Raw genomic sequence first — 20,102 nt, 5'->3', positions numbered from 1 at the left:
CGTTCTGAAAAATAAAAAAGTTTCAAATTTTACCATTTACAAGGGATGTTTATGTTCAAAAAAAATCACAAGTGCCTTTAGGAAATAGCACTTGTGATTTTATTCATCTATAAGTAGGATAATATAATCGTAATAAAGGTTTATTATTTTTCACACTGGTTGTCATCAATTACAAACCATATGGAATATGTCAAAAAGATAGCTACTTATCCTACAATATTTTCTAATTTAAATATGTATTGTTCGCAATACTTCTTTCGCGCTCGTCCATTACTAGATGGATAATAAATGCAAGTTGTTGCTCGATTCGCAAATTGTTAAGATGCAGGATGTCCGCAATTGCATTTTTTTGTATCTCCTCTAATCCTGCCTTCTCAAGCATTAACATAATTTCTTCTTTTGTCAGCCCAAACATTCCTTTTTCACCTCTACTTCATCCAATTATTATTTTACAATCATTTTTCATATTACTAAAACAACGAACTAGTAAAGCATTTCATGAACTTTTTTCTTTGATTACAGGATAACATATACAAATTAAACAATCCAAAATCTACTTAAATGTAATAAAATTTTAACCTCTGCAAAAAAAACATTGTTATTTAATAATAATTTTAATACAGTGCCTAAATCGATACTTGTTATTCACTAACTCTATTATAAAAATAACAAGTGCTTTTGTCGAATTTTAGAATTCGACGCTACTGTGTAAATATCATTATAAAGAAACCGTTTACATACAAATATAAATGGCTATGAACAATGAAGAAGTGTCTTTTTACATATCCATCATATTTATTTACACCGTTATTACAGTACTTTTACCCCATAAAAAAAGTAATTTCAAAATAATTGAAACTACTTATCCTACTTATTTATTCGGTACCTATACTGTTTTATTAACATTATTCGTTGAGGCTATAATGTTAAGTTTTTGTAAATTTTCAACTTGTATTCGTAACCTTTCGTCCAGTATTTGCATGTCGGCTGCTTCTGCTTGATTTATTACACAGTGCTTTGTTTTATTATTGTCTTGCAAATAAATTATTCTCGACGATGAATCACTCTTCCACAATGCCTTTTTTGTAAACCCTTCGATAAATAATTGACTTTTCCCCTGTACAATAGAGGGGATTTTTACAGAAACTAGATCTGTATACACCATCTCAAGTAAAGATTGATTGGACACCGCTAAAAATGGACGATCCGCTTCATCAATCGCACAATGCTTAAAACGGCCCATTGACTGATCAGACCAAACGATTGCATACGGCCCTTCATAACAGTTTTTAAATTTACTATTTGCTATTTCAAAAATAGCATCAATACAAGTAATCGCATTCGCACGAATATGATCGAAAGTACAATTATCAGTAAAGAGCCGAGCGTTATTAATATAAATATGGTGACTTTCGAGCTCTCGAATTATGGTATTCTGGAGCGTAATCTTAGCGTGATCATTGCCATAAATACCACCTGCCTGCCCAATTTGAATCATGCACTGATTGAGCATTAGCCCGCTGGCGTCAACAATCATTTGAAATTGCGGGTGTTCTTGGATATTACATTCTGTCATCGATACATCCGCTTCATTAACAGCCGTTACTCCCGTCGCCTCTCCTTTTTCTATTCTACATGTACGAAACTCACCTTTACTATTTTCAATTAACAACTGTGATTTCACATTACGATGAAACTTACAATCGTACACTATCGCCTTCGATTTCTCGCCAAGAAAAAGGCCATTTCCCACTCCATCAGAAAAGATAGAATCCGTCACGAACATCTCACTTTGATGAACAACTAAGTGCGTGTCTTGATGTTGCTTGATTTCACAGCCATCCATCGATAGCTTCGTGTTCTCGAAAACTTGAATCCCTATACTTTGCCCTTGGTGAATAAGTGTATTCATCATTGAAATTGAACTGGAGGCTGCAACAATTTGTGCCTTTTGATGCCCATGAATTTCACAATCCACCATCTCCATTTTCACATTTCGTATTGCATAAATGCCATTCGCTCGCCCTTCCAACAGCATGCAATTCGTCAAAGTGATTTCACTATTTTGCACCATCATTTGAGCCTTCTTATGATGCTGGATAGTCGTATCTACAAGAATAACACTCGAACCATTATCAATACGTAAGCCAACATGATTGATAGGACTCGCTAAAATATCAACATTTTTCATCATTAAACTTCCGAAGCTTACAGTTACTTGTGTTTGCACCATTTGCTGCTCAATAACACAGTTTTCTAGCTGTAAATCTCCCTTTACATAAATACCTTGCCCTTGCGTAAAACGCAAATTTCGCATATTCACAAGTGTTTGATAGCGTATAAACACGCCACCTTTAATGATTACGTTTCCTACTCCATACAATGTAAGCCTTTGGGAAATTTCAAAGCTTTCTTCATACATTCCTTCCCGGATTTCAATAAAATCTCCTGGCTTTGCCTCTTGAATCGCCTGCCCAATGCTTTGGTATTTGTACATAATACCTCTCTTTACAACAAGTGTCGCCATCTCCACACTCCTTATCGAAGCTTATTCATGAAAACATGAAATTAATTGTCGGTTTTATTTTATTTATAGCCTCATTGAACTTCCTGTTATTCAAGTTTTGGATAAATAATTTACAACCAGCTTTTATTTAGAGCGACAAAACTATATTTGATAAAGGTATTTACTCTGTTGATTTCAACCTACTTTCTAAACCACATAATAAAATAAAACCAGCAATCACACGATTTTCTCGTCGATTGCTGGTTTAACCGATTTACATAATTCAATTGCTACAAAACACAATACATGTAATTACAATTTAAATTTCCTAACAAGGTCATTTAAATTTTCTGCCATGCCCGCTAAATTCGCTGAGCTATTTTTGATTTCGTCCATGGAACTTGCTGCTTGTTCGATTGTTGCTGAAGTTTCTTGGATGCCTGCAGCGGATTGTTCTGATACGGCGGCAATTTCGTCCACTGATTTATTAATCGTAACGGTATTTTGTACTACCTCTTCTAGCTTTGTCATCACGCCATCAATATTCGTTGACATGGCGTAAACGGCCTCTGCAATCTGGTTGAATGTTTCATTTGTAGATGCGATTTGAGCCGTACCTTTTTCGACCTCATGATAGCCAGTTTCCAGTGAGGAAGTTACCGTGTTAGAATCTTGTTGAATTTTTTGAACGATCCCCGTTATATCGTCCACGGAGACAGATACTTGTTCGGCGAGTTTACGAACTTCGTCTGCAACGACCGCAAACCCTTTACCATGCTCCCCTGCGCGAGCCGCTTCGATTGCTGCATTAAGAGCAAGTAAATTCGTTTGTGAAGCAATATCCTGTATGACAGCTACGATTTTTGAAATTTCCTGGGTTTGTTTACTAAGTTCATCCACTTTATAAACAGAATCCTTCACAATATGATGAATGGATGTCATTTGCGCAGTTGATGCATCCATTAAACTTTGGCCCTCTTTCGTTAAAGCCATAACATGTTGGGAATATTGCTGAACATCTGTACTACTATTGTTGACGTCTGTCACCTTTAAGGTGAATTCTGTCATTGTTGTCGCTACATCTGAAGCATTGCTCGCCTGCACTTCTGTACCACTTGCAATTTCAGTAACTGTATCGACAATTTGTTCCGTACCCGTTTTCACTTCTGTCGATGATTGCATAAGCTCTTCACTATGCGCAGCTACGTCATTAGATACTGTTTGAATTTGCTTTAATAATCGATTCAAAATATCGGACATCTTATTAGTCGCTTCTGTAAGCTGCCCTATCTCATCTTGGGATTTCACAGCAAGTGCAGGTTCACTTAAGTCACCTTCAGTAATTCGTTGCATACGATTTGTCAAAGCGATGATTGGTCTTGAAATCAGTCGAGCACTTAACAATGCAATCACAATAGTAACGATCACAATGACAATTCCTACGATACTACCCGTCAGCTGCTTAGTCTCTCCTGCACTGATAATGTCTGCGCCAGCCGCATTAATCGATTGCTTACGATGCTCAGCTAATCCTTCATAGCCTTCACGTATTTCCGTCGCCTTATCACTCATAGAAGCTAAATTTTTCGTCGCTAGTTCCTTCTGACCTCGATCATAAACATCAAATACCTCTTTTTCTACATAGCTATTCCATTCCTTCGCCATTTCCGCAATTTTGCCGAAATCTCCTGACTCTGTAATTTCTAAACGCTTCTGTTCGTTCTCAACAGCATGCTTTACAGTATCTTCAAAAATCTTCTTATACTTTTCTTCGCCAGAAAGTACATACCCTCTAGCTGCAGCAATTCTTAGTGATATCGTTTGAGCTTGCTCATAATCTGCAATTAGTAATTGCAATTCTTCATCAACGATTTTTTCCGTTGCGTTATTGCTTTGTTGTATTGCAAAGTTATTGTAAACAATGTATAAAATGACGATTGCTATAACAATGCTGAAAGAAAAAACGATTCTTTTACTAATAGACTTAAAATTCATTTCAAATTCTCCTTATTTTACAATGCAAATTGTGCTTTATCATAATTTGAATACCATTAGTAATCTACCACTTTAAAGACGAAGTTGGATGAATCAGGAATTTTTTATATATTAAATGAAATAACTAGTTAATTTTTATGTAATTTATAGCAGATTATAGTATCCGAAAATAAAGCAGATGGACTACTTTAACACCAAAATTAGTACTTTTAACACACATAAAAAGGAACAGCATTAAAAAACAAGCTGTTCCTTCTATTTAAAAATTAATCCCAATAGTTAAAAATAACATCCCCTATAGTTTTACTGTCAAAGTGTGAAATATAGGTCCACTCCACCTCAGATAAACTGTGCAAATCCTTATCTTGCGTCAACAATGTGTTTAATGTATCAGTTGTAAGGCATTTACGCATCGGAAAATATTTGTGTAAGTGAGTTTTTGTTAAAAATTGAAAGCTTAGTTCTTCATCAAACTTAGCAAATGCAATATAAGGCATCAGCCTATGATGGAGAATTGTCAAACGCTCATCCTCCAGTTGAATCACCGCTTGCATATAAACAAAATGAGGCTGATCGATAAATTGCAATGCTTTTGCTCCTTGTTCGCTTGTCACTAAATGATAAACCATCGACTGGAAAGTACGCATATCCTGTTCGATTAGATGCTCTGCATCAAAACCTGAAATCCCTTTCGTTAATCGCAACGAATCACCCCTTTATGATTGTTTATATAAGACCTTCTAGTAAAGGTAGGTAAATTCCTTCTATAAGTATCTAATTTCTTGTTGCTAAACAGAGTAGATCGAAAATACGTATCTTATGTACAGCAATTTTTTTCATTTTGCACCTTAATTCTAAAATGCTTCTAGTTAGTTTTTCTTTTTAAACGTCCATCACTTCCACCTATAAATGGTATTATAGCAATAAACTAATAACCATAAATTGGACATTATCTAAAAATTAGAACAACATCAAAATTTAGGTACTAATTGGTTAAAACTTATGCTATGTATATAAGTTGATATTCGTTCAACACTTGGAGATTAGCATTAGAGGAACGGAAATCAACCCTACGTTATGGTGATAACCTACTAAATTTCCAATAAAATAAAAAAACTTGAATCGAAATGATGGTTTGCCAAGTCTAATAGTCGGAAGGAGGCGATTTTCATTACTACAAAGCAACAATCATTAGTACAGTTAGCACAAAACGGAGATGAGCAAGCTTTCTATCAGCTTATTGAACAAGAGCAACATAAGCTATATCGAATGGCTTATGTTTATGTCCAAAATGAAAATGACGCCGTAGAAGTTTTTCAACAGACCATTATCCGTGCGTATGAGGGCCTACCTCAATTAAAGGATCCTCACTATTTTTCAACCTGGCTAACGCGCATTATTATTAATTGCAGTAAAACTTATCTTGCCAAGAAAAACTCTGTACAGCTTGTCGAACCACATACATTAGAGGATCTCAATAGTACATCACCTACATATATCGAAGAAGAACTAGATTTATGGCATGCACTCTGCAAGCTAGAGGAAAAATATAAAACGGTTTTACTATTACGTTTTTATCAAGACTACTCGGTAAAGGTTATTGCTGTGATTTTACAATGTCCTGAGGGCACAGTGAAAACTCATATTCGCAGAGGCTTACAAGCTTTACGACAACAATTAAAGGGGGCATATATAGATGAATGGGTTCAATCCGTTGAAAGGAGTTATTAATGCGATTCCAATCCCTGAAGGACGTTTAACAGAAGTGTTACGTATTGAAGGGATGTCAAAAATCTTTCAACAAAAGCATCATACAGTCAATGCATTGAAAAATATCCATTGTACGATTTATCAAGGTGAAATGGTGGCCATTATGGGGACAAGCGGTTCTGGTAAAAGTACACTACTAAATATGATTAGTGCCATCGATGAACCGACTGAAGGTGCATTATTCTTATTTGGACAGGAAGCGCATGATATTTATAAAGAGCCAAAAGCATCGAAATTCCGTAAAGAGAATATCGGCTTTATCTTTCAATCATTCCACCTGTTGAAGGATTTATCAGTTGAAGATAATATTGCGCTCCCCCTTATCCTTAATGATGTGCCAAGTAAAGAGATTAAAGTGCGTGTACAGCAAATGATGGAAAAACTCAATATTGCCGCATGGGCGAAGCATCGACCTAATGAGCTTTCTGGTGGTCAAAAACAACGAGTAGCTATAGCACGCGCCATTATAGCAAACCCGCCAATTTTACTGGCCGATGAACCGACTGGTGCATTAGATGTGAATACGACAGATGAAATTTTAGAGCTGTTAGTAAACTTGCAAAACAATATGAATCAAACCATTTTACTCGTGACACATGACCCTTATGTTGCTACTTATGCAAACCGTGTATTTTTCTTCCATGATGGCGCCATTGTGGATTCCTATCAAAATAAGCAAACAGTAGAGGATTTAGATTGCATTTTATCAAAGTTCAAGCTGATTACTAGAGGTGATGTGTAATGTTTACGATGCGTACCATTGCTCTAAAGCTATTCCGTGCAGCGTGGGCAAATGTATTAACGAGTATAAGTATTATTACCATTTCTATTTGCCTTGTCATGACAATGAGTGTTTACATATTGAATGCCAATAGTCAAATGAAGGAAGAAATACAAGCATTATATGGCGAAATGGATTTGCTGGTCGGTTATAATCCTGATCAACATAGGCTGTTAACTTCACAGCAAATCAAAAATTTCGAATCAATGCCTGGAATTACAAAAGTTTCTAGTGTGTCCTTAGCTCATACAAATGTTGAAAATGAAAAAAACACATCATTTTATACTGTTGGTGTTGAAAACGATGACTTAGTGAAAAGCCGCTATCATTTTAATGTTAATCTTGAGCCGAAAGATGTTGTAATTACTGAAAATATGGCCCGTCTCTTCCACAAGGATGTCGGAGATACATTAAACGTTACGTTCAATAAAACAGTCGGAAACTCCGCTGAAGCAAAAACAGGTACCTTTACAATCCAAGAAATCCTTCCACCTCTAAAGGGCACAGATAGTCCTAATATAATCCTGATCCAAAATGATGTGTTGAAAACGTGGATGGATAATAGTGATGCCGAAACTGCAGGGATGTTTGCACTCATTAAAACGGAAAACGACAATGTTGCTACTTCAGTTGGTGCGGATTTGAAACAGCTTGATGACACATTACGTGTCGATATCATGAACGACTACGATGAAATTAAAAGAAATTTACAAGCATTAATAATTTTTATAATTGTATTGTCATTCTTTATCTTACTTATTTCTAGTGTCTTACTACTGTCAACCTTCCAGCTATTATTTTACAAAATTAAAGAACAGCTTATGGTATTACGTGCACTTGGCGCATCCACTAAGCAAATAAGACGCATAGTACAATTGCAATTATCTATCATCATTGGCTTTGGCGTATTGCTAGGGACATCGGTCAGTTTATTAGTAATAAAAAGTTGGCTACCAAAGCTAATTACGTTGATGAAAATGCCAGACGCAAAAACTGACTTACCGATGATCTTTGTTATCGTGGTTGCTATTGCAAGTTTTTTATTACTGCAACTAATCACACAATGGCAAGTTCATAAAAGCGCTAGTCTATTACCTTTACAAATCGCCATAGAAAATGAAAATTTAAATTTACGCTGGACAAAATGGAAAACGATTGTTATGGGGATCGTTGCATTCATATCCCTATTCTTATTTGCGAATGCTTATCAAGTCGGGACAAGTAGTGGCAAAGGGGCACTCATGATTTTAATCGGCACATTACTCGTCTGTGGGATTTTACTCTATATCATGCCATATCTCTTTACAGAACTATTCAAAATTTCCTTGAAGCCCATTCGTGCTGTACTTGGCAAAGAAGCATACTTAGCGTGTCAGCAGCTCATGCCACAGGTGCGAAAAAATATGCCCATTGTGCTTAGTATTGTTGGATTAATGGTCATTTTAATATTCGGTAGCTCTTTATTTAAAACGAATCAGCAAAACTCATATAGATATATAAACTCTCAATATGAAACATCTATAAAAATTGATAATGAATTAGAAGATCCAACTATTACACCAGCTTTGATTAAAGAAATTGAGGCATTGCCGAGCGTGTCCTATGCCTATGAACGAAGTAACGCACCTTATATAGTGCTTGAAGGTGACAATGGCTGGGAAGGTAGTAATTTCGAGGCCATTGACGTTGAAAAATACGTCCAATTAGAAAAGCTTGATGCTTTTAAAGGAGATTTAAAAAATGGGGTGATCATTACAGAACGACTTGCCAAAAAACATCAATTAGCTGTTGGTGATCATATAATGGCGGGGACATTTGATGAAACACTACAGCATGAAGTGCCAATTGGTGAATTACTGGTCGTTGATATAGCCCTTGATTCTTATAAAGAATATATAGATTTGTTTGTCGATTGGTCCTCTTTTATAGTATCAGATTCAACTATAATTACAGACATCATGGTGGAAGCAGATAATACAGAGCAGGCATTAGCAGACCTTACTTTCTTACAGGAACGCTGGCCAGCTTTAAAAATTACAGATAAAGAGACATTTATCGAGCAAAACGATGAAATGATCTTCCAGCGTTGGAGCCTTTTTGTTGGCGTCTTCGTTATTTTGATTATCGCTACTTGCCTTGGTGTATTGCAAACATTGCTTCACTCCATTTATTCAAAACGTGGCGATTATGCGATTCAACGACTAATTGGTCTTTCCCCTAGCGGATTAATCAAGCTGATTTTAACGCAGGTGTTATCATTTGTATTATACGGGCTAGTAGTTGGAACAATTCTTGGATTAGCGTTAACGAGAATGTTGAGCTTTATTGACGAAGGAGCTCCGACGTACTATGACTTCTTCATATTAAGTATGACGAGTATCGTCTTTTTAGCCGCGACACTCATTGTCTTTACACTGCAAGGATACTGGATTAGTCGTAAGAAATTAGCGAATGAAATGATTGATATTTGAATGACAACAGACCCTCTAAAATAGTAGAGGGTCTGCTTTCATTTATCGCATTATAATTTAGTTTTATCGCCTAACTTTTTAGATTTATCGCCCAACTTTCTCATTTTATCACCCAACTATTTCAGTTTATCGGACACTTTTTCAAATTTATCGACATCTGCCAACAATTACGCTCCTACAAACAATACGGCCTGTCCGATTGCAATAAAAAAGGCTTCATGCTGTATAGGGCTGTTATCTTCAATTTGCAGCGTAATCTCAAAATGCGTCTCACAAAAAACTGCCTGCCAACGAGCAATCGGTTGATCATCAAGAGAAAATACTGACCAGTCCTCCATTTCCTTGTTCAGTTTTATTTGTTGGGCGCCATCCGTGATGATTAAATCAGGAATCATAATTTGCCAGCCATCATAGGCAATCATATAGTCTTTGCCTGTAACGAAATCCTTCCCTCGAAAATGCACTCGCCCACGTCGCGACATCTTCTTACATGTAAAAAGAGCCTGACCAGCGACATCGCTCACATCAAAACGTACAAAATAACGATAGTCCATCGTGCGGTCAAACGCCTTTTTCAATCCGTTTGAATAAACACGTTGAACAGTAGACAATACTTCCCCCGCTTCATTAACGATTGCTACTAACTCTGTCGATTCAATTGCCGCTGGTTGTTTGTATGTAAAAATCTTCAATATATTCGCTCCTTCATTACACTTGCTCCCTATAACCTAACATAAAATAAACGCCAAATACAAAGGTTGCATTTGGCGCTTGACTGTTTATTTAGTTTGCTTTGGTACTTCTACGGTAAATGGTTGGAACTTTACTTCTTTTAGTGATGACGGATCGAATGGTATCTTTGTTTCTGCGCCATTCTTATCAAATTGTACACCGCCTCCACCAGAAGGAAGCATTAAATACGGTGTAATTATTAATTTTTGAACATCCTCTGAAATCGGGTCAAAGGACTTGGTGCTACTAAAGTTCCATACTCCTTTATCGAAATGACCTTCTCCCCCACCTGAATGCGATGTAATCTCCTTGCCATTCTGATCGGTAATACGGAATTCTATAAACGATGCACCTACTTGAGCATTATCAATTGTGCCCTTTTCAGTAGCTTTAAAGTCAAGTGCTATACCTGATGGGCTGAATGAAATTTTGGACACATCTAGGTGAATGCCCTCTGCTTGTTGCTGATGATTGACAGGAACATAAATAGTATTCGTAATCTTTTTAACAGGAACTAAAAATTCCAACTTTTCCCCTTCTTTACCTTCTAATGTTAAGCCCATTTCAAAGGAATCCGGCATGTCCTCCTTCACTTCTAATGTTGCGATGCCTGTACGGACCGTTGGACTTATAACTTTTTCACCATAGCCACCAGAACTCACTTCAGGGTTTGTACCATTAATCGTAAAGTCTGGTCCTGCCCCAAAGTAATAATCACTTAATTCCTTTTCAGAATCAATTGTAAGTCCTACCGTAATATTTGACGCGTCATAAAGGACTTCATCAATCGTTACGGAAATACCGTTAATTGTTTGTTTTTCTCCAATCGTGCTTGTTAATCCTTGTTCACTTGCTTGTTTTAGCCCAAGGAAGCCAGAGTTACTGAATACTGAACCGACGATTGGTAGCTGCGATAATGTACTTGCGAATGTTGGTGATACATAAGCGGCTGAACCTACCATAATACAAAATGCTGCTGCCGCACTTGCTACATATAATAACGGTTTACGTTTACTTTTTCTTTTCATTTGAATAGGGGCTTGACTCATATTTGTTTGCTCCTCTGCTTGTTGGATTCCTTTGCTAATTGCTGCTCGTACCTCATCTCTTGGGAATTCCGGAAGGGGTCCGTTTTCATTAAATAGCTTTTTCATTCAACGTTGCACTCCTTTCTAATTCACGCTTTAATTGTTTTTTTCCACGATGCAAATACGTTTTAATAGTGCTAACAGGCTTTTCCATTACTTCTGCTATCTCTTTAATCGGTAAATCGTGATAATAAAATAAAATGATGGCCATTTGCTGAGAATGATTCAATTGCTGTATGGATTCCGATAAATCGATTGGATTCGCAATAACATTTTCTTGATCCTGTAAACGATTTAATAATTCACTTTCTTCATAGGGGAAAATTTTATTCCCTTTTTTTAGTAACCGATAGCACTCATGTATTAAAATTCGAAACAGCCATGTAGAAAAAAATTCCGGATGCTTTAGCTGATGAACGGTTAGAAAGGCTTTACACGCTGCTTCTTGAATCGCATCCATAGCATCCTCTTTTTGGCCAACGTAAGAAAGCGCAGTATAAAATAATTTTTCTTCCTCTAGAATAAGTAGCTGCTGAAAAGCCTCCTTATTCCCTGCAATAGCCTGTTTGACGATTGATAAGTCATGTTCCACGCTGTTCCCTCCTTTCAATACTTAGAGTCAATAACTCTATGAAAAGGTTTCACTTTGATAAAATTCTTTTTAAAAATAAAATAAGTGACTCCGGGCGAGCGCCGTCACTTCGGTTCTTCTATCGTTGCATTTTATTCGCTCTATCCATGATTTTGACTGTTCTATCCACGATTTTGATCGCTCTATCCACGACTTTGACTGTTCTATCCACGTTTTTGATTGCTCTATCCACGACCTTGACGGTTCTATCCACGTTTTTGATCGCTCTATCCACGACTTTGACTGTTCTATCCACGATTTTGATTGCTCTATCCACGACTTTGACTGTCTATCCACGATTTTGATCGCTCTATCCACGAGCTTGACTGTTCTATCCACGACTTTGCCTCTTCTATCCACGATTTTGATCGCTCTATCCACGACTTTGACTGTTCTATCCACGACCTTGCCTCTTCTATCCACGACCTTGCCTCTTCTATCCACGACCTTGCCTCTTCTATCCACGACCTTGACACTTCCATCTCGCTCTTTAATCTTTCTATCCGTCACCTATGTATCTACGAAAAAAAATAGACTACTTCATATAAAGTAGCCTACTAAAATTTTTTTTATTTATCCAATTTAAATGTAATGTCGCCAACTCCGATTTCCGAGTTGACCTCTATTTTTACATCTGCTTTATCATACGCTTCGTTTACATAAACCCCTTCGCCTTTGGAAATGAAACCTTCTATATTGGATGTACCGAGACCTTTTTCCGTCGTAAGCTTTACCCCAACTTTTGATGGTAATATGACAGTAGTGTCCCCAACACCTGTTTCAATATTCGCTTCGAAGCTTTTTTTCCAATCGCCTCCTAAATTCACATCGAGATCGCCAACGCCTGTTTCAATATTTAGTTTTTCCAGCTGCAACCCTTGTAAATCTAGCTCTGCATCCGATGCTCCTGTTTCGATTGAAAGATTCATAGGAATATCATCATTCAGTTCGATATCCCATATATTTTTTATTTTCCCTAAACGCATGTTAGTAGAATTTTTATGTTCAATCGTTACTTTTCCTGTCTGGCCGCGTAAATCATATTTTACTTTCGGTGCTAGTTTATCGATATTGTATTGAGCAGTACCTTCAACCCAATCGTCGGCACCCTTTTTAACTGTTATTTCTCCAATACCAAATTGTAAATCAACATCTAACTTCTCCGCTTTATCCTTTTCCACTAGGATCGTTTCATCTTTGGTTTTTCCTGGTATGACTGAGTTACACCCCGATAAAGCAATTAATGAGGCGCTTATAACCAAACCAAGTCCCATAAATTTTTTCAATGTAATTTCCTCCTACTATATAATATTCCAATAAATTCATTATATAGGAACTGTCATATATAAAAACGACCCTCCGCTTTAAATTACTCTAAGACCTAAGACGTAGTGAGTATTTATATAATGGATATGTCACCTTTCAAAAAAAGTGCACTAGTATTTTGAATAAGGATAGGTAAATATTTGTGAAGCATTATAAAGAATATACGTATTTCCTTCATAATCCAATGCATGTATCACCGCTAGTTCTGATTTAAGAGGGACTGATACTAATTGCGCACCATTCGAATCGACTGCTTTCTCAATACGCTCGTCTCCAGTGTCTATTATTAATTTTTCAACGTTATGATTGTTCAGTAATGGAATAACAAGATGGTGTATGTCTTTAAAATAAATAGGACTTATTGTATCCGCTTCACTCTGGATATAGTGATCCAGTGCATAGCCTTTTCCATCATGTTTGAAAATCGATATTCCTTGAAGGCGATCCTTTGAAAAATAACCCATTCTATATTGACGAATGGTTATTGTATCATTCATTTTCACACCATCAGAGCTAAATGGTATCCATTTAATAGTATTCTGAATTTCTGCTTCATTCTGTACGTAAACACGATAACCGATTCGTTCAGACATATTCCCTAAAATAGCAATAATAATGATGATACATAGTAATACACGCCAAAACCAATTTTTCATGAAAGCAAATATTGCGAAAATAAATAAGAAGACAGCACTTACTAATCCTACTACCATCCACGGTCGTGCTAATGAGCTATAGTCTTTCACCCTTCCAGACTTTTCTGGATAAAGATTTGAATCTGTAATCACCGTCGTCATTGGTTGGCTATCATGTTGGAAGAGCATCATTTTTAAGCCAATGATCAGACACGCTGTTACGACTACTGTTAGGATAATCGGGATGAATGGTGTTCGCTTATTCGTTTTTTGATTAATTTTTTGAAACGTTTTTACTTGGCTTGCGTCAGAGAATTTACCTTCCTTATACATTTTGTTGATGGCATTACGAATCTGATCCATATTCGAAACCCTCCTCGAATAGCGTGAAGCCAACCATTTGACGCGCTCGCCTTAATCGTGTTTTCACCGTATTTACTGGTAGCTTTAGCAGTTCTGCAACGTCCTTTAAAGAAAACTCTGCAAAGTGAAATAGAAGTAGTACATCTTTGTATTTCGTCGGAAGTTTTTCAATCGATGCTACTAGAAGTGCATCCGTCTCTCCCATCAATATTTCCTCTTCAGGATTATCGGATAGGCTCTTTAATTTGCTCCAGTAATCAATGACTTGTATTTTTTTATAGCGCCAGCTTGAAAGATAACTATGACACTTGTTAATGGCAATGCGATATAAGTAGGTTTTGACGGAAGCTTCTTCACGGAATTGCTCCATCTTCTCATAATAGTTAACAAATGTGTCTTGAACCAAATCCTCAGCCACTGTCCAATCTTGAACATATGTATAGCATACTCGCAGTAAATAATCTCCGTACATTGTCATAGCTCTAGATAAGTGAGCGTCCTTCTGTTCTTTTAACATGTTGCTCGCCCCCATAAAAGCATTTACTGTTAGACTGCTGAACAATAAAAAAGTTTCATGAAAAAATCAATTTCTTCATGAAACTTATATGTTAAAGGATATCACTCTCCACTAAAGCTTTTAAGTTAGCAAGAGAATCCTCGTAACCGCTCGTATTAAAGGTGACCTTGGTGCTATTTTGTTTTTCCTCTAATAAAATAGAGATCAGTGATTCTTCTATACCTAAGTAAAATGAAAATTCTCGATTTGGCGTTACATGTTTGATCGTTAACACCATTGGCAATTTCTCTGCAAGCTGATTCTGTTCATTCGGCAGTAACGTGAAAACAATCTCTTCTCCAGGCTCTAATTTAGGGATTTCCCAAGTTGAATTCGGAGCGTACCATTGTGACAATTGCGCCTCCTCTGTAACAGCCCGCCATACTGTAGCAATACTTGCGTCAATCCAAATCGAACTTTTTTCATTATCCATCATTGCATTCCTCCGTTTGTTGAACTTATTCCTTTTCCCTTCATTTTATCCTATTATTGGAATCAATAACACTTATAACTTTAGCTCCTAAGAAATAAAAAAGTGTGTTTTTGACAATTAATTGCTCAAAACACACTCATTAAAGTTTTTTTATGTTCTACGCATATACGCTTTCACTGTTAGTGGTGCAAAGATGGCGACAACCACAGCAGCACCAATAAGTGAGGCCGATAAATCCCAGCCTATTGTTCCTGAATTCGTCAGTTCTCTGACAGCCGTCACGAGATGCGAAATAGGATTAATTTTCACAAACCATTGTAGGAAATCTGGCAAAGTTTCTGCTGGAACAAAAGCATTTGAAAGAAATGTTAGTGGAAACAATACAAGCATCGAAATTCCCTGTACACTTGAAGCTGTTCGAGCAATTACACCAAAGAAGGCAAATATCCAGCTAATGGCCCAGGCACAGACAATGACTAAAAGCCCTGCAAGTACTACGTGTTCCAATCCACCTTCTGGTCGATACCCCATAATATATCCCATAGTAAAAGTAAGTACCGTTGCAATTGTATAACGAATGGTATCGGCCAATAATGCCCCTGCCAATGGCGCAATGCGTGCGATCGGTAATGATTTAAATCGGTCGAACACTCCTTTATCCATATCTTCCCGTAATTGAACACCTGTAACGATTGAGGTAGTGATGACAGTCTGCACGAGAATTCCTGGAATAATGACTGGCAAATAGTTTTGTACATTTCCCGAAATGGCTCCCCCAAATATGTAGGTGAACATCAGCGTGAAAATGATCGGCTGAAGCGTTACATCAAACAACTGCTCTGGCGTACGGCGAATTTTCAGGACACCTCGGTAGGCCATCGTAAGCGAATTTCTTATCGATTGGTTGATACTCGGCTTGCGTAACAATCTACGTCCAACTAGTGGTTTTATCGTATTACTTTTCATACTCTTTCCTCCTCTAGTTGAGGACCATTTTCATTCACACTGTTACCGGTGATTGTTAAAAATACTTCATCTAAGGTCGGTTTCTGTACACTGAACTCGTCAAGTTGAATTCCTTTTTGACGAAGGGCAATCAGTAAATCCGTAACTAGATCAACATCTGCCATTGGGGCAGTAATTTTCCCGATATCCTGTGAAATGGTTGGTTTGACTTGAAGAATGTGTTCTACTGTTTCACGAGCAGCCAACATTTCCTGTGTATTTTGAATGCTCAAATGTAAGGATGAAGTACCAACAGATGCTTTTAGCTCATCGACTGTCCCTTCCGCAACAACGCGCCCATGATCTATAACCGCAAGCCGATCTGCCAGCTCATCTACCTCTTGCAAATACTGTGTCGTTAACAATACAGTTGACCCTGTATCTACTAAACGACGAATCGTATCCCACATTTGATTACGTGTACGTGGATCTAGCCCAGTCGTCGGCTCATCTAAGAAAATTAAGGGTGGCTGTGCGATCAGACTGGCTGCCAAATCCAGACGACGACGCATACCTCCCGAGAAATTTTTCAAAGGCCGTTTAGCTGCCTCTGATAATCCGAACTCTTCCAGTAATTCAGCTGCCTTATTTCGGGCCTCAGTACGTCCCAATCCTAGCAAACGAGAGAAAATAATTAAATTTTCCGTTGCACTAAGTGACTCGTCAACTGAAGCATACTGACCAGTGGCGCCAATTAATTGACGTACAATATGTGGCTCTTTCACTATGTCATAACCGAATATTTGTGCCGAACCAGCATCTGCTTTTAGAAGAGTCGCTAGCATTCTAATAGTCGTTGTCTTTCCCGCTCCATTAGGACCAAGTACACCATAGATAGTGCCAGCGCGGACGTTTAGATCGACACCATCAACAGCCCGATTTTCTCCAAAATGTTTGACTAGGCCACGTGCTTCAATAGCCCACTCACTATTCTCTAACGGGCTTTTCATTCTATTCACATTCCCCAATACTATTCCTCCCTCATTCATTACCATCAGTTTTATAGAAATTTGTCTATAAACGGATAATACAACAAGTTTATGAACTGAATGTGAACCGAATAATCTACGTCACTCATTTTATTTGTTACAGGATTTCTGGACGGATCTTTGTAGTTTTAGTTGACCTATGTAAATTAATTGCACCTAGCGCTACAAAAGCTGCGACAATATCCAAGGCCAATTGATAACTTGAGAAAAAAGTGACCATGAATCCAAATAATGTAGGAGCAATGACGATAAAAAATTGATTTAGCGTCAAAGCAGCACTCACAGTTAGACCCACATATTGTGGATTCGATTGCTCGGTCACGCAGGCGATAAATAATGAATACCAGCCAAGTGCTATGAATCCTAAAATAAAACTAAATAATAGCATCAACAATTTCGCATGTATCATATACGGCAATATGACTGTAAGAATAACTGCACTAACCATTACGATCATTAAAAAATATTCCCGCTTCTGTGCAAAAAATTGATCACTAATCCAAGCAATAGCTATCCTGCCAATCATCCCACCGATTAAAATAAGGCTTAAATATTGCCCCGCTTCCGTTAAGGAATAACCTCCCTCTTGATGTAAATAACTCATAAAATGGGCAACGAGGATCATTTGTAAAGTCATCATCACGATTCCTACAATATAGATTGGATATAAAACTTTATTATTTTTAATAGCCATGAGCTTCTCTTTAAAAGTAACAGACGTTGTAGCTACTGCTACACGTTCTTTAGGCTCCTGATAAATTAGTAAAAAGAGTAATCCACCAGCAATTGCTACGAATCCTTGCACAAGATGAACCGATGACAGGCTATAATGATGGTACATATATGTGAGAATGACTGATGCTAGCGCTCCTCCGATTGGAATACCTGTTTGTCGAATGCCGATCGCCAACCCACGATGTTTGTCTGGAAACCATTTCACGATGGCAGTGCTCCCCCCGGTTTGCGCACTGCCGTACCATACCCCTACGATTAATAATAAAAATAATAACACCACATAATTATTGACCAACATGAGTAGTAAAGCCGAGAGTCCTAATAATATCGAACCCCAAGCGATGATTTGTTTCTCCCCTTTTTTATCCATAAAATAGCCGAACAGAATCATCGAGAAGATTGGCCCAATATTAACCGCAGAAACGATAAAGCCTGTTTGTAGCGAGGATAAATTCCATTCTATTTGATAAAATGTAGCGATTGGCCCCATGCCGTACGTCACAAAAGTTGCCGCAGTTTGAGACAACGTAGCTACTAAAACGATGACCCATTTAAAATATGTATTCATAAAAATTCCTCCAATGCTCTTACACTGATTACATATTTGAGTTTACGCCTCCCCTATGAATGCGTAAAATGGAGGAAAGTGATAGTGGCTATCAAAAAATTTAATAGGTGTGTGACAAACAAACATGAACATAGAAGAAATAGCATTAAAAATCGAGATTTTGGAGAGGCAAAACCTTAGTAAATCCGCTGAAATAACGAATTATACGCAATCCGCCTTAACCTCTAAAGTGAAGAAAATGGAGACAGAAATTGGTCAGGAAGTGTTTAAGCGTACACCGCAAGGCTTGAAGATTACGAATGTAGGGACACAATATTTAAAATTTTTAAAGTTAATGACACAGGAATACGATGAATTTTTACAAGAAATCGGTTCGGCACAAACAAATTCAAAAATTAACTTCGGCACTTCCCATACAACGATTAAAATTTATGGCGCTTCCATTATGAATGCCTTACAGATCAATAATATTCCGTTAGATGTCGATTTCACTGTGGAATCAAGCACTTCCTTAAATAAAAAAATACATAATGCTGAAGCGGATTGTGCACTAACGAGTAATCCTATTAAACACTACCCTGATTTAAATTATGACAGGATTGCATTAGAAACATTCGAAGTCATTTCGAACAACTCACATATTATTAGTTTTGAGAAAGGTTCACCTATTACATTACTGGTGTTGAGCAGAGGCTGTATGTATACGCGTGCAATGGTGGAGTGGCTAAATAAGAATCAAGTGCCATTTACAATGAAAGAAATAAAATCGGTAAGTAGTATCCTTGATTTCCTACAAATAGACAACACGATAGCTGTGTTAAATACGAAACTAATTGACCTATATAACTATTCCAACATTCACTATTACAATTTGCCACAGCTAAACAAAATCATCGAAACTGTCTTTATTTACAAGAAGAACGAAAGTCAACAATCTCCTATTTTTCAATTAAAACATGTTATCGAGTCCTTACTAGAAGACCCAATCGAACGAAGCTAGTTCGTTTGATTGGCTCTAAAACAATTTATCGGAATCATTTCGAGTTTTATCGGAACAACTTCAAGATTTACAATTTTATTTAAAAAGGCAAAAATCTTTTCTTTTTCAATTACAATAAGATCTTTTAAATACTTTCATCCAATTTCAGCACCTCACCATTATTTATGGTAAGAGTAAGACCCAAGGGTTTTTGTTTTACTTTTTATTGAGTGTCTTCTTCAACTTTGTACTCCAAAACATCACCTGGCTGACAATCCAAAGTCTTACATATCGCTTCTAATGTTGCAAAACGAACCGCTTTTGCTTTCCCATTTTTCAGAATAGAAAGATTCGCCATAGTAATTCCAACCCTTTCGGAAAGCTCCGTTACACATTTACCGATAAACTAACAACCAATATACTTAAAACAATCGTCTTCTTCATAATCCCACTCCATTTATCTTAACAAGTTACATTTAGTGTATTTTTACACTATCCATATACTTTGTAAAGTGTTTTTTTGAAAAAGCGTATTCTTA

20 protein-coding genes are annotated in these 20,102 nt (G+C 37.1%); 4 read left to right on the top strand and 16 right to left on the bottom strand.

Annotated features, from left to right (window positions below; genetic code table 11):
• Nucleotides 1–223: 223 nt before the first annotated feature.
• The 4 genes from ACVYAD_RS11435 to ACVYAD_RS11420 all read right to left on the bottom strand — a co-directional run bounded on the left by ACVYAD_RS11435 (nucleotide 224) and on the right by ACVYAD_RS11420 (nucleotide 5,205).
• Complete coding sequence (locus ACVYAD_RS11435) at nucleotides 224–415, bottom strand: hypothetical protein (protein ID WP_079560942.1); 192 nt, start codon at nucleotides 413–415, stop codon at nucleotides 224–226.
• 471 nt (nucleotides 416–886) lie between these two features.
• Entirely contained in the window at nucleotides 887–2,527 is a 1,641-nt protein-coding gene (locus tag ACVYAD_RS11430) for a right-handed parallel beta-helix repeat-containing protein (RefSeq protein WP_476426528.1), read from the bottom strand.
• A 291-nt stretch (nucleotides 2,528–2,818) separates the two neighbouring features.
• Nucleotides 2,819–4,501 (bottom strand): methyl-accepting chemotaxis protein, encoded by a 1,683-nt coding sequence (locus ACVYAD_RS11425; protein WP_476426527.1) that lies wholly within the window; start codon nucleotides 4,499–4,501, stop codon nucleotides 2,819–2,821.
• A gap of 266 nt (nucleotides 4,502–4,767) precedes the next feature.
• Nucleotides 4,768–5,205 carry a hypothetical protein gene (locus ACVYAD_RS11420; protein WP_476426526.1) on the bottom strand — a complete coding sequence of 146 codons (438 nt, stop codon included), beginning with the start codon at nucleotides 5,203–5,205 and terminating at the stop codon, nucleotides 4,768–4,770.
• 565 nt (nucleotides 5,206–5,770) lie between these two features.
• Here ACVYAD_RS11420 and ACVYAD_RS11415 point away from each other — a divergent pair.
• The 3 genes from ACVYAD_RS11415 to ACVYAD_RS11405 are packed head-to-tail and all read left to right on the top strand — an operon-like array spanning nucleotide 5,771 to nucleotide 9,523.
• On the top strand, nucleotides 5,771–6,232 hold the full coding sequence (locus ACVYAD_RS11415; RefSeq protein WP_476426525.1) for a sigma-70 family RNA polymerase sigma factor: 462 nt from the start codon (nucleotides 5,771–5,773) through the stop codon (nucleotides 6,230–6,232).
• Between the two features lie 52 nt (nucleotides 6,233–6,284).
• A complete protein-coding gene (locus tag ACVYAD_RS11410) occupies nucleotides 6,285–7,013 on the top strand; it encodes an ABC transporter ATP-binding protein (RefSeq protein ID WP_476426596.1) in 729 nt (242 codons plus the stop codon).
• The gene (locus ACVYAD_RS11405) at nucleotides 7,013–9,523 is read left to right on the top strand and encodes an ABC transporter permease (RefSeq protein WP_476426524.1); all 2,511 of its coding nucleotides are present in this window, start codon (nucleotides 7,013–7,015) and stop codon (nucleotides 9,521–9,523) included. The genes ACVYAD_RS11410 and ACVYAD_RS11405 overlap by 1 nt, the downstream gene beginning before the upstream one ends.
• A 167-nt stretch (nucleotides 9,524–9,690) precedes the next feature.
• Here the strand turns inward: ACVYAD_RS11405 and ACVYAD_RS11400 are convergent, their stop codons facing one another.
• The 11 genes from ACVYAD_RS11400 to ACVYAD_RS11350 form a co-directional block, all read right to left on the bottom strand.
• Nucleotides 9,691–10,215, bottom strand: a complete 525-nt coding sequence (locus ACVYAD_RS11400) for a tubby C-terminal domain-like protein (protein ID WP_476426523.1) — start codon at nucleotides 10,213–10,215, stop codon at nucleotides 9,691–9,693.
• Nucleotides 10,216–10,302: 87 nt separating this feature from the next.
• Nucleotides 10,303–11,409, bottom strand: coding sequence for a DUF4179 domain-containing protein (locus ACVYAD_RS11395; protein ID WP_476426522.1), 1,107 nt, complete (start codon nucleotides 11,407–11,409; stop codon nucleotides 10,303–10,305).
• Complete coding sequence (locus ACVYAD_RS11390; RefSeq protein ID WP_476426521.1) at nucleotides 11,393–11,935, bottom strand: sigma-70 family RNA polymerase sigma factor; 543 nt, start codon at nucleotides 11,933–11,935, stop codon at nucleotides 11,393–11,395. Before ACVYAD_RS11390 ends, ACVYAD_RS11395 begins: the two co-directional genes overlap by 17 nt.
• Nucleotides 11,936–12,243: 308 nt before the next feature.
• A complete protein-coding gene (locus tag ACVYAD_RS11385; protein WP_476426520.1) occupies nucleotides 12,244–12,450 on the bottom strand; it encodes a hypothetical protein in 207 nt (68 codons plus the stop codon).
• Between the two features lie 93 nt (nucleotides 12,451–12,543).
• Nucleotides 12,544–13,260, bottom strand: a complete 717-nt coding sequence (locus tag ACVYAD_RS11380; protein ID WP_476426519.1) for a toast rack family protein — start codon at nucleotides 13,258–13,260, stop codon at nucleotides 12,544–12,546.
• Between the two features lie 150 nt (nucleotides 13,261–13,410).
• On the bottom strand, nucleotides 13,411–14,298 hold the full coding sequence (locus tag ACVYAD_RS11375; protein WP_476426518.1) for a hypothetical protein: 888 nt from the start codon (nucleotides 14,296–14,298) through the stop codon (nucleotides 13,411–13,413).
• Entirely contained in the window at nucleotides 14,282–14,815 is a 534-nt protein-coding gene (locus ACVYAD_RS11370; RefSeq protein ID WP_476426517.1) for a sigma-70 family RNA polymerase sigma factor, read from the bottom strand. Before ACVYAD_RS11370 ends, ACVYAD_RS11375 begins: the two co-directional genes overlap by 17 nt.
• 91 nt (nucleotides 14,816–14,906) lie before the next feature.
• Nucleotides 14,907–15,290 carry an SRPBCC family protein gene (locus ACVYAD_RS11365; RefSeq protein ID WP_476426516.1) on the bottom strand — a complete coding sequence of 128 codons (384 nt, stop codon included), beginning with the start codon at nucleotides 15,288–15,290 and terminating at the stop codon, nucleotides 14,907–14,909.
• Between the two features lie 147 nt (nucleotides 15,291–15,437).
• On the bottom strand, nucleotides 15,438–16,253 hold the full coding sequence (locus tag ACVYAD_RS11360) for an ABC transporter permease (RefSeq protein WP_349658366.1): 816 nt from the start codon (nucleotides 16,251–16,253) through the stop codon (nucleotides 15,438–15,440).
• Entirely contained in the window at nucleotides 16,250–17,242 is a 993-nt protein-coding gene (locus ACVYAD_RS11355; protein ID WP_476426595.1) for an ATP-binding cassette domain-containing protein, read from the bottom strand. The genes ACVYAD_RS11360 and ACVYAD_RS11355 overlap by 4 nt, the downstream gene beginning before the upstream one ends.
• A gap of 136 nt (nucleotides 17,243–17,378) precedes the next feature.
• Nucleotides 17,379–18,584 (bottom strand): MFS transporter, encoded by a 1,206-nt coding sequence (locus ACVYAD_RS11350; protein WP_476426515.1) that lies wholly within the window; start codon nucleotides 18,582–18,584, stop codon nucleotides 17,379–17,381.
• Nucleotides 18,585–18,708: 124 nt separating this feature from the next.
• Between ACVYAD_RS11350 and ACVYAD_RS11345 the strand changes: the two genes are divergently transcribed.
• Nucleotides 18,709–19,584: a LysR family transcriptional regulator gene (locus ACVYAD_RS11345; RefSeq protein ID WP_476426514.1), complete on the top strand. Its 876-nt coding sequence runs from the start codon at nucleotides 18,709–18,711 to the stop codon at nucleotides 19,582–19,584.
• A 202-nt stretch (nucleotides 19,585–19,786) separates the two neighbouring features.
• Here the strand turns inward: ACVYAD_RS11345 and ACVYAD_RS11340 are convergent, their stop codons facing one another.
• Nucleotides 19,787–19,966: a helix-turn-helix domain-containing protein gene (locus ACVYAD_RS11340; RefSeq protein WP_476426594.1), complete on the bottom strand. Its 180-nt coding sequence runs from the start codon at nucleotides 19,964–19,966 to the stop codon at nucleotides 19,787–19,789.
• Between the last annotated feature and the right edge of the window lie 136 nt (nucleotides 19,967–20,102).

Source organism: Lysinibacillus sp. G1-3 (assembly GCF_056322905.1).
The sequence above is the reverse complement of the archived record's forward strand: the minus strand, read 5'-3'. Positions and strand labels throughout refer to the sequence as shown.

Bases quoted from the DNA above. Each gene is read 5' to 3' on its own strand.
- ACVYAD_RS11435 (WP_079560942.1), bottom strand. From the start codon at position 415: ATGTTTGGGCTGACAAAAGAAGAAATTATGTTAATGCTTGAGAAGGCA.
- ACVYAD_RS11430 (WP_476426528.1), bottom strand. From the start codon at position 2,527: ATGGCGACACTTGTTGTAAAGAGAGGTATTATGTACAAATACCAAAGC.
- ACVYAD_RS11425 (WP_476426527.1), bottom strand. From the start codon at position 4,501: ATGAATTTTAAGTCTATTAGTAAAAGAATCGTTTTTTCTTTCAGCATT.
- ACVYAD_RS11415 (WP_476426525.1), top strand. From the start codon at position 5,771: ATGGCTTATGTTTATGTCCAAAATGAAAATGACGCCGTAGAAGTTTTT.
- ACVYAD_RS11410 (WP_476426596.1), top strand. From the start codon at position 6,285: ATGTCAAAAATCTTTCAACAAAAGCATCATACAGTCAATGCATTGAAA.
- ACVYAD_RS11405 (WP_476426524.1), top strand. From the start codon at position 7,013: ATGTTTACGATGCGTACCATTGCTCTAAAGCTATTCCGTGCAGCGTGG.
- ACVYAD_RS11395 (WP_476426522.1), bottom strand. From the start codon at position 11,409: ATGAAAAAGCTATTTAATGAAAACGGACCCCTTCCGGAATTCCCAAGA.
- ACVYAD_RS11375 (WP_476426518.1), bottom strand. From the start codon at position 14,298: ATGGATCAGATTCGTAATGCCATCAACAAAATGTATAAGGAAGGTAAA.
- ACVYAD_RS11370 (WP_476426517.1), bottom strand. From the start codon at position 14,815: ATGTTAAAAGAACAGAAGGACGCTCACTTATCTAGAGCTATGACAATG.
- ACVYAD_RS11365 (WP_476426516.1), bottom strand. From the start codon at position 15,290: ATGATGGATAATGAAAAAAGTTCGATTTGGATTGACGCAAGTATTGCT.
- ACVYAD_RS11360 (WP_349658366.1), bottom strand. From the start codon at position 16,253: ATGAAAAGTAATACGATAAAACCACTAGTTGGACGTAGATTGTTACGC.
- ACVYAD_RS11355 (WP_476426595.1), bottom strand. From the start codon at position 17,242: ATGAAAAGCCCGTTAGAGAATAGTGAGTGGGCTATTGAAGCACGTGGC.
- ACVYAD_RS11350 (WP_476426515.1), bottom strand. From the start codon at position 18,584: ATGAATACATATTTTAAATGGGTCATCGTTTTAGTAGCTACGTTGTCT.
- ACVYAD_RS11345 (WP_476426514.1), top strand. From the start codon at position 18,709: ATGAACATAGAAGAAATAGCATTAAAAATCGAGATTTTGGAGAGGCAA.